Source organism: Intrasporangium sp. (assembly GCF_040414665.1).
Taxonomy (GTDB): Bacteria; Actinomycetota; Actinomycetes; order Actinomycetales; family Dermatophilaceae; genus Intrasporangium.
Window position 1 is genome coordinate 1 of sequence record NZ_JBEDUL010000072.1, and the last position, 7,628, is coordinate 7,628.

The 7,628-nt window shown below is 70.4% G+C and carries 7 protein-coding genes; 2 read left to right on the forward strand and 5 right to left on the reverse strand.

Annotated features, from left to right (window positions below; all coding sequences use genetic code 11):
• Window positions 1-192: NADP-dependent isocitrate dehydrogenase (locus ABF401_RS08330; RefSeq protein WP_353509080.1), on the forward strand; the 192-nt coding region annotated here is incomplete at its 5' end.
• 187 nt (window positions 193-379) lie between these two features.
• On the opposite strand, the gene ABF401_RS08335 is transcribed toward ABF401_RS08330, so the two are convergent.
• The 5 genes from ABF401_RS08335 to topA all read right to left on the reverse strand — a co-directional run bounded on the left by ABF401_RS08335 (window position 380) and on the right by topA (window position 6,866).
• Window positions 380-1,975 (reverse strand): AMP-binding protein, encoded by a 1,596-nt coding sequence (locus tag ABF401_RS08335; RefSeq protein WP_353509081.1) that lies wholly within the window; start codon window positions 1,973-1,975, stop codon window positions 380-382.
• 34 nt (window positions 1,976-2,009) lie between these two features.
• A complete protein-coding gene (locus ABF401_RS08340) occupies window positions 2,010-2,468 on the reverse strand; it encodes an SCP2 sterol-binding domain-containing protein (RefSeq protein ID WP_353509082.1) in 459 nt (152 codons plus the stop codon).
• A 50-nt stretch (window positions 2,469-2,518) separates the two neighbouring features.
• Window positions 2,519-3,313 (reverse strand): PIG-L deacetylase family protein, encoded by a 795-nt coding sequence (locus ABF401_RS08345; RefSeq protein WP_353509083.1) that lies wholly within the window; start codon window positions 3,311-3,313, stop codon window positions 2,519-2,521.
• 32 nt (window positions 3,314-3,345) lie between these two features.
• Entirely contained in the window at window positions 3,346-3,816 is a 471-nt protein-coding gene (locus tag ABF401_RS08350; protein ID WP_353509084.1) for a GNAT family N-acetyltransferase, read from the reverse strand.
• A 251-nt stretch (window positions 3,817-4,067) separates the two neighbouring features.
• On the reverse strand, window positions 4,068-6,866 hold the full coding sequence (topA, locus tag ABF401_RS08355) for a type I DNA topoisomerase (RefSeq protein WP_353509085.1): 2,799 nt from the start codon (window positions 6,864-6,866) through the stop codon (window positions 4,068-4,070).
• 321 nt (window positions 6,867-7,187) lie between these two features.
• On the opposite strand from topA, the gene ABF401_RS08360 reads away from it, so the two are divergent.
• On the forward strand, window positions 7,188-7,628 hold a 441-nt coding region (locus tag ABF401_RS08360; protein WP_353509086.1), incomplete at its 3' end, for a dioxygenase family protein.

Genomic DNA, 7,628 nt, shown 5'->3' on the forward strand with positions numbered 1-7,628 from the left:
GAGCTGGCCGAGGCCTTCACGGACGTCGCGGCACAGCTCGCCGAGAAGGCCGAGGCCATCGACGCCGAGCTCATCGCCGTCCAGGGCCAGCCGGCCGACATCGGCGGCTACTACAAGACCGACGCCGCCAAGGTGGCAGCGGTGATGCGGCCGTCGCAGACGTTCAACGACATCATCGCCACCCTCACCTGACCCGCCCCGGACCGGACCGGACCCGACGCGGACCGGACCTGACCTGGCTAATCCCGCAACACGCCCGGCTCCTCGCAACGCACCCCTGAAATTTCAGGGGTGCGTTGCGAGGAGCCGGGCGTGTTGCGGTGGGAGGGGTGGCGGCGCGGCTGGTCGGGGTGGCGGCGCGGCTGGTCGGGGCGGCGGCTCAGGCTGGGGGGTCCGGATCCTGGAGGTACGCGGCCCGCAGCTCGCCCACGAGGACCTTGCCCGTGGCGTTGCGGGGCAGCTCATCGACGATGTGCACCGCTCGCGGAAGGGCCTGGCGCGAGACGAGCGGCCTGACCCGCTCGATGACCCGCTCGGGAGCCAGGCTCGCGCCCGGCTGCGGGACGACGCAGGCAACGAGGCGCTGGCCGAACTCGTCGTCCGGCACGCCGAAGACGCTGACGTCGTGGACCTCGGGCAGCCCACCGATGGCGGCTTCGAGCTCGACCGGATAGACGTTCTCGCCCCCGGAGACGACCAGGTCGTCCCCGCGTCCGTCGAGGTGGAGCCGGCCGTTCTCGAGGTGGCCGAGGTCCCCGGTGTCGACGAGCCCGCGCCACCGCTCGCGACCCGCGCCGTCGGTGTAGCCGCTGAAGAGCATCTCGTTGCCGACGAGGACCCGGCCGACCTGCCCGGCGGGGAGCTCGCTGCCGTCGTCGCCGAGGATGACCACCCGGGTCCCGTGTGGCGGGCGACCAGAGCAGGAGGGCGCCGCCCTGAGGTCGTCGGGATCCGCGATCGCGGCCCAGGAGACCTCCGTCGACCCGTAGACGTTGTAGAGGACCGGCCCGAATGACGCCATGAACCGGGACGCCAGCCCGGGCGGCAGCGACGAGCCGCTCACGGCGGCAATGCGCAGGCACGGCGCCGCGCCCTCCGGTGCGTCGCGTCCCACCTCGCCGACGTGACCGAGCAGCCGTTGGAGCATGACCGGCACCGCGAAGACCACGTGGCAGCGGTGCTCGTCGAGCGCAGCCAGAGCGGCCCCGGGGTCGAACCGGCGCTGCAGCACGATCGTGTCCCGCATGGCCAGGGCCAGCTGCAGTGCGCCGAAACCCCAGGTGTGGAAGATCGGCGCCGAGAGCAGGACAGCCTCGCGAGGCCGCAACGGGATCCGGTCCAGCACCGAGGCGAGGCTGGAGAGGCTTCGCGGGTGCGGCCGGCGAGCGCCCTTCGGCTGACCGGTCGTGCCGGAGGTCAGGACGACCACGCGGCCGACACGCGCCGGCGGCCTGAGTCGGCCACCCCCCGCCCCGGCCGCCAGGAGCGCGAGGAAGGCCTGCTCCCCCAGTCGCGGCACGCGCACGCCATCGATGAGCTCACCGAACTCGTCGTCGTGCACGACGAGTGAGATGCCTTCTCGCTCAACCACCTCGGTGACCTGGGCGGCCGCCAGGCCGGTGCCCAACAGCACCACGTCGATCCCGGCCATCGAAGCCCCACCCAGCAGCTCAACGAGGCCGAGGTGGTTGCGACACAAGAGCCCGACACGGTCGCGGGCTGAGAGCCCCTCGCCCAGGAGCACGCGGGCCGAGCGTTCGCACGACGCGAGCAGTGCTGCATACGTGATCTCCCCGCGCTCCTCGTCGACCACGGCGATGGCGTCCGGAGACCGCGCCGCGGCCTGCCGGATCTCTCCGGCGATCCCGGCACCCCAGGCGAGGATCGACGCGACCTGACGCACGAGACGGTCGGGCCGTCCGGGGCTGAGCACGCCGCGTCGGGCCAGGATGAGCAGCTGCCGGCTGAACCGCATCAGGTCAGCACCGGCAGCCGGGCGCGGGCATCGCTCAGGCCTTGGGGACGTCGAAGAGGCTGCCGATGTTGGCCGCGAGGGACATGTCCCCCTTGATCTTGATCTTGCCCATCATCACCATCATGACCGGGTTGCCGGTCTTGGTGATGAGCTTGATGAACTCGACCGGGCCCATCGAGAGCGACACGGCCGGGTTGCCGTCGTGGCCCCGAGCCGCCGAGGCCTGCCCGTCGCCGACCCGCACGGTCCACTCGTCGTCAGGAACGCCCTTGCCCGTGATGGTCCAGTGGGTCGTGGCGCGAAGGTCCCCGGCGCGGTCGGACCGGAACATCCGGGGCATGTGCTCGAAGATCGAGTCGATCACCGACATCCGCGTCGGGCCCGCCATGACGTCCGCGACCTCCCGGTCGGACGCGCTGGTCAGAAGGGCGACGAACTCGACCGGCCCGAGGGCGGTCAGCTCGTCATGGGTGAGGTCCTTCAGCGAGGGCATGCTGCTCCTAGGCGCGTGGGCTTGTGTTACCGAGGAGTAACCCTATGCCCTCACTGCGAGAGGAACCACCCCGGCACCATGCCGTCCGGCCGACCTGACTCGATGTAGTACTCGACGCCGAACATCGCGGCGAAGGCCTCCTCCGGCATCGCGATCATCATGCCCGCGTCGCTCACCTGGCTGGCATGACTCGCCAGCGCCTCTCGCTTGACGCCGATCCAGGGCGAGACGTCGACGGCCCAGTGCAGCTCCGCCTCGGGAGTCCCGAGCGGGATGCCGTCGTCCATCGGCTTGTCCGGGTCCCAGCTCTCGTCGGCCAACCCCGCGGCAACCGCTGCCCGGAACTGCAGGCGCGTTGCATCGCGGTTCATCGTCACCTCGAGGACCCGCGGCGTGCCCGCGAGCTCCGCCGCTCGCTTGACCACCGCGTGGACCTTGACGTGGTCGGGGTGGCCATAGCCGCCGTGCCAGTCGTAGCCGGTCACGAGGTCCGCCCGCTCCTCGCCCAGTACCTCCGCAAGGCGCCCGGCGGCCTCCTCGACGTCGGCCCGAGCAAAGCTCGCCTCGTGGTCGTTCTGGTCCCAGCCGTGCATCCCCGAGTCGGCGTAGCCCAGCCACACGACCCGATGGGTGCCGAGCACCTCGTTGGACCGGGCTGCCTCGACCCGGCGCCGGTCGACGAGGGTCTCCCCCGCGGCCAGGTCGTCGGGCCGGTCGCCGTGGTCGCCGTTCGTCGCGTAGACGACCACGACGCGGTGCCCCTCCGCGACGGCCCTCGCCATCGAGCCGGCGGTCTGGGACGCCTCGTCGTCCGGGTGGGCGTGGACGAAGACGAGAGTTGCCATTGCGCCAGCCTCACCCGAGCCATCGGGCGCGGTCAAAGCTTTTGTGTCGCGCCTGTCCGGTCGGCCCCCTCGAGGGCGACCCGGTAGACGACGAACCCCTCGAAGGCGGCGACGTCGTCATAGAGCCGCCGCGCCGTCGCGTTCGCCTGGTGCGTCTGCCAGTAGACCGCGCTACAGCCCTGCTCTCGAGCCCAAGCCACGACACCGTCGATGAGCGACCGGCCCACTCCTCTCCCGCGCGCCCCCGGATCCGTGAAGAGATCCTCGAGATAGCAGACGTCCGCACCCCACGTGCTCGGGTGGGCGAAGTAGTGCGTGATCCCCACGAGCCGCCCATCGATCCTGGCACCAAGCGCGTGCACCCTTGCGCCAGAGAGCAACTCGAGCCACAGATGATCAACAGCGTCCTGCGCAAGATCCTGTCGGTAGAAGCGCAGGTAGCCCCGGAACAGCCGCTCCCACGCATCGCGGTCTGCCTCGTCGATCCCCGTGATCGTCACCATGCCGGTCACGCTAGGCGGGTGCGCGCACCTCGCCACAGCGCCACTTCACGGCAACCCGGGAAGGCCACTCAGCGGCATACGGCAGAGGTCGTATGCCGCTGAGCTCACCTGCGCTCGACGGGCCAGCCCGCGCTCCCGGCGCAAACTGCACACTCGACCAAGGGGAGGCCGCACGCGACGTTCGCCGCCCTCTCACCCACACGAGTGTGCAGTTTGCGTCGTATGCCGCTGAGCTCACCTGCGCTGGAAGGTCACGCCTTCTTCGTGGTGGCCTTCTTGGTCGCCCGCTTCGCGGGCGCCTTGCGAGTCGTCTTCTTCGCGGTCCTCTTGCGGGTCGTGGGGCCCTTGGCGCGCTTCTCGGCGAGCAGCTCGAAGCCCCGCTCGGGAGTGATCGACGCGGGGTCGTCGTCCTTGCGCAGGGTCGCGTTGGTGTCGCCGTCGGTGACGTAGGGACCGAAGCGGCCATCCTTGACGACGACGGGCTTGCCGCTGACGGGGTCCTCGCCGAGCTCCTTGAGCGGGGCTGCCGCCGCGGCCCGGCCGCGCTGCTTCGGCTGCGCGTAGATCGCCAGCGCCTCCTCGAGGGTGACCTCGAAGAGCTGCTGCTCGGTCTGGAGTGACCGGGAGTCGGTACCGCGCTTGAGGTAGGGGCCGTAGCGGCCGTTCTGAGCGGTGATCTCGACGCCCTCCGGGTCAGTGCCGACGACCCGGGGCAGGCTGAGCAGCTTGAGCGCCGTGTCGAGGTCGATCGTCGCCAGGTCCATGTCCTTGAAGAGGGAGGCGGTGCGCGGCTTCGGCTTGGCGGCCTTCTTGCCGCGGCCGTTCGTGGCCGGTGCGGCCTCGTCCTCCTCGATGACCTCGGTGACGTAGGGACCGTAGCGGCCCGCCTTGGCGATGATCTCGCGACCGGTCTCGGGGTCGCGGCCGAGGACCTTGCCGTCGTCGGCAGCGGCCTCGAGCAGCTCCCGCGCCTTGGCCGGCGTCATCTCGTCCGGGGCGACATCGTCGGTGATGGTGGCCCGCCGAGGGGCGACGAAGGAGCCTTCCTCGGCGGAAGGAGAAGGCGTCGCGTCAGCGTCCGCGCCGTTCGGGGGGGTCACGGGGGGCGTGCCCCCCGTGGGCGGAGCCACCTCTTCGACGTAGGGGCCGTACCGGCCGACGCGGACGACCATGCCCTCGCCGAGCGGGATGGTGCTGATCTCGCGGGCGTCGATCTCGCCGAGGTCGTCGACGAGCTCCTTGAGGCCCTCGGCGGTCGTCGCCTCGTCGCCGAAGTAGAACCGCCGGAGCCACTCGACCCGCCCGAGCTCGCCGCCCGCGATCCGGTCGAGGTCCTCCTCCATCGAGGCGGTGAACTCATAGTCGACGAGCTCGGTGAAGTGCTCCTCCAGCAGGCGCGTCACGGCGAAGGCCAGCCACGTCGGCACGAGCGCCTGGCCCTTGGTGAAGACGTAGCCGCGGTCCTGGATCGTCCCGATCGTCGAGGCATAGGTGGACGGGCGGCCGATGCCCTTCTCCTCCATCGCCTTGACGAGCGTGGCCTCGGTGTAGCGCGCCGGTGGGGTCGTCTCGTGGCCCTCGGCCTCGGCCCGGACGACCTCGAGCGCGACGCCCGTGGACAGCTTGGGCAGGCGCCGCTCCTCCGCGGCCGCGTCCGCCCGGGCCTGCGCCTCGTCGTCGCGGCCCTCCTCGTAGGCGGCGAGGAAGCCCTTGAAGGTGATGACCGTGCCGGAGGCGCTGAACTCCACCTGCCGGGCACCGTCGACCGCCGTGTCCACGGAGAGCTTGACCGTGGCCGTCGAGCCCCGGGCGTCGGCCATCTGCGAGGCGACGGTCCGCTTCCAGATCAGCTCGTAGAGGGCGAACTCGTCGCCACGCAGCTCGCCCGCGACCATGGCGGGCGTCCGGAACCGGTCGCCCGCCGGGCGGATTGCCTCGTGCGCCTCCTGGGCGTTCTTGACCTTCTTCTCGTAGCGGCGGGGCGCGTCGGGGACGTACTCGGCGCCGTAAAGGTCCCGGGCCTGGCTCCGGGCCGCGGTGAGAGCGGCATCCGACAGCGTCGTCGAGTCGGTCCGCATGTAGGTGATGTAGCCGCCCTCGTAGAGACGCTGGGCGACCCGCATCGAGTTCTTCGACGACATCCGCAGCTTGCGGGAGGCCTCCTGCTGGAGCGTCGAGGTCGTGAAGGGGGCCGACGGTCGGCGGGTGTAGGGCTTCTCCTGCACGTCGGTCACGGTGGCCGACGCGGCGAGGCAGGCTTCAGCGATCCGTCGCGCGAGCGCCTCGTCGAGCCGGAGGACGCCCTTGCCGACCAGCTCGCCGCTGTCGGAGAAGTCTCGGCCGGCTGCGACCCGCGAGCCGTCGACCGTGGTCAGCCGCGCGGTGAACTGCTGGGCTGTGCCATCCGGAGTGAAGTCGCCCTCGACGTCCCAGTAGGACGCCTTGACGAAGGCCATCCGCTCGCGCTCCCGCTGGACCACCAGACGGGTCGCCACGGACTGGACGCGGCCTGCGGAGAGGCCCTGCCGGACCTTGCGCCACAGGACCGGGCTCACCTCGTAGCCGTAGAGCCGGTCGAGGATGCGGCGGGTCTCCTGGGCGTCGACGAGGTCCTGGTCGATCTCGCGGGTGTCGTTGACGGCACGCTGGATCGCCTCGCGGGTGATCTCGTGGAAGACCATGCGCCTGACCGGCACCCGCGGCTGGAGCGCCTCGAGGAGGTGCCAGGCGATGGCCTCGCCCTCCCGGTCCTCATCGGTGGCCAGGTAGAGCTCGTCGGCGTCCTTGAGCTTGCGCTTGAGCTCGTTGACCTTCTTCTTCTTGTCCGGGTCGACGACGTAGTACGGGGCGAAGTCGTGGTCGACGTCGACGGCGAACTTGCCGAACGGCCCCTTCTTCATGTCGGCCGGGAGCTCCGACGGATTCGGCAGGTCACGGATGTGACCGACCGAGGCCTCGACGTCGTAGTCCCCACCGAGATAGCCCGCGATCGTCTTCGCCTTCGCGGGCGACTCGACGATGACGAGCTTGCGGCCCTTTCCTGCGGCCATGTGACGCACCTTCAACTTCCCGGTCTCACGTGCCGCGGATTCGTCGCTGCTCAGACGTGGACGCGCCCTGACCGTAACAGGCTCCGTCAAGACCGCATTCCAGGATCCCGTTTTCGGCGGGTCCAGGCGCCAGATCTGGTATGCCGTTGTCACGGCGGTGCCGCCTCAGGATCCGATGGGTACGCCCCCTGCGCCGGTCAGACCTGGATGCGTCGCATCCAGGGGCCGCAACCAGGTGAACGCGACGCATCCGCCCAAGCCTTATCGCCCGAGCGGCGCGAACGTGATAGTTTAGTGTTCAATCACTTTGGGAGGACACTCATGACCGCCGCTCCAGTCATCTACCTGAGCCACGGCGCACCGCCGCTCGCCGACGACGAGCGCTGGACTGCCGAGCTCGCCGACTGGTCGTCCGACCTGCACAAACCCGACAACATCCTCATGGTCTCGGCGCACTGGGAGGACGCGCCTACGACCCTCGGCACGACGACGGGGGCCCCGCTCACCTACGACTTCTGGGGCTTCCCACAGAAGTACTACGAGGTCACCTACGACGCCCCCGCGGCGCCGGTGCTCGCCGACGAGGTGACCAGGCTGCTGACCTGGCCCGGTCACGAGGTCCACCGTGACGAGGCCCGTGGGCTGGACCACGGCGCGTACGTGCCGCTCAAGGAGATGTTCCCCGAGGCAGACGTGCCGGTGCTGCAGATGTCGATGCCGACGCTCGACCCGCGCGGGCTGTTCGAGATCGGCCGCCGCCTG

Bases quoted from the DNA above. Each gene is read 5' to 3' on its own strand.
- ABF401_RS08335 (WP_353509081.1), bottom strand. From the start codon at position 1,975: ATGCGGTTCAGCCGGCAGCTGCTCATCCTGGCCCGACGCGGCGTGCTC.
- ABF401_RS08340 (WP_353509082.1), bottom strand. From the start codon at position 2,468: ATGCCCTCGCTGAAGGACCTCACCCATGACGAGCTGACCGCCCTCGGG.
- ABF401_RS08345 (WP_353509083.1), bottom strand. From the start codon at position 3,313: ATGGCAACTCTCGTCTTCGTCCACGCCCACCCGGACGACGAGGCGTCC.
- ABF401_RS08350 (WP_353509084.1), bottom strand. From the start codon at position 3,816: ATGGTGACGATCACGGGGATCGACGAGGCAGACCGCGATGCGTGGGAG.
- topA (WP_353509085.1), bottom strand. From the start codon at position 6,866: ATGGCCGCAGGAAAGGGCCGCAAGCTCGTCATCGTCGAGTCGCCCGCG.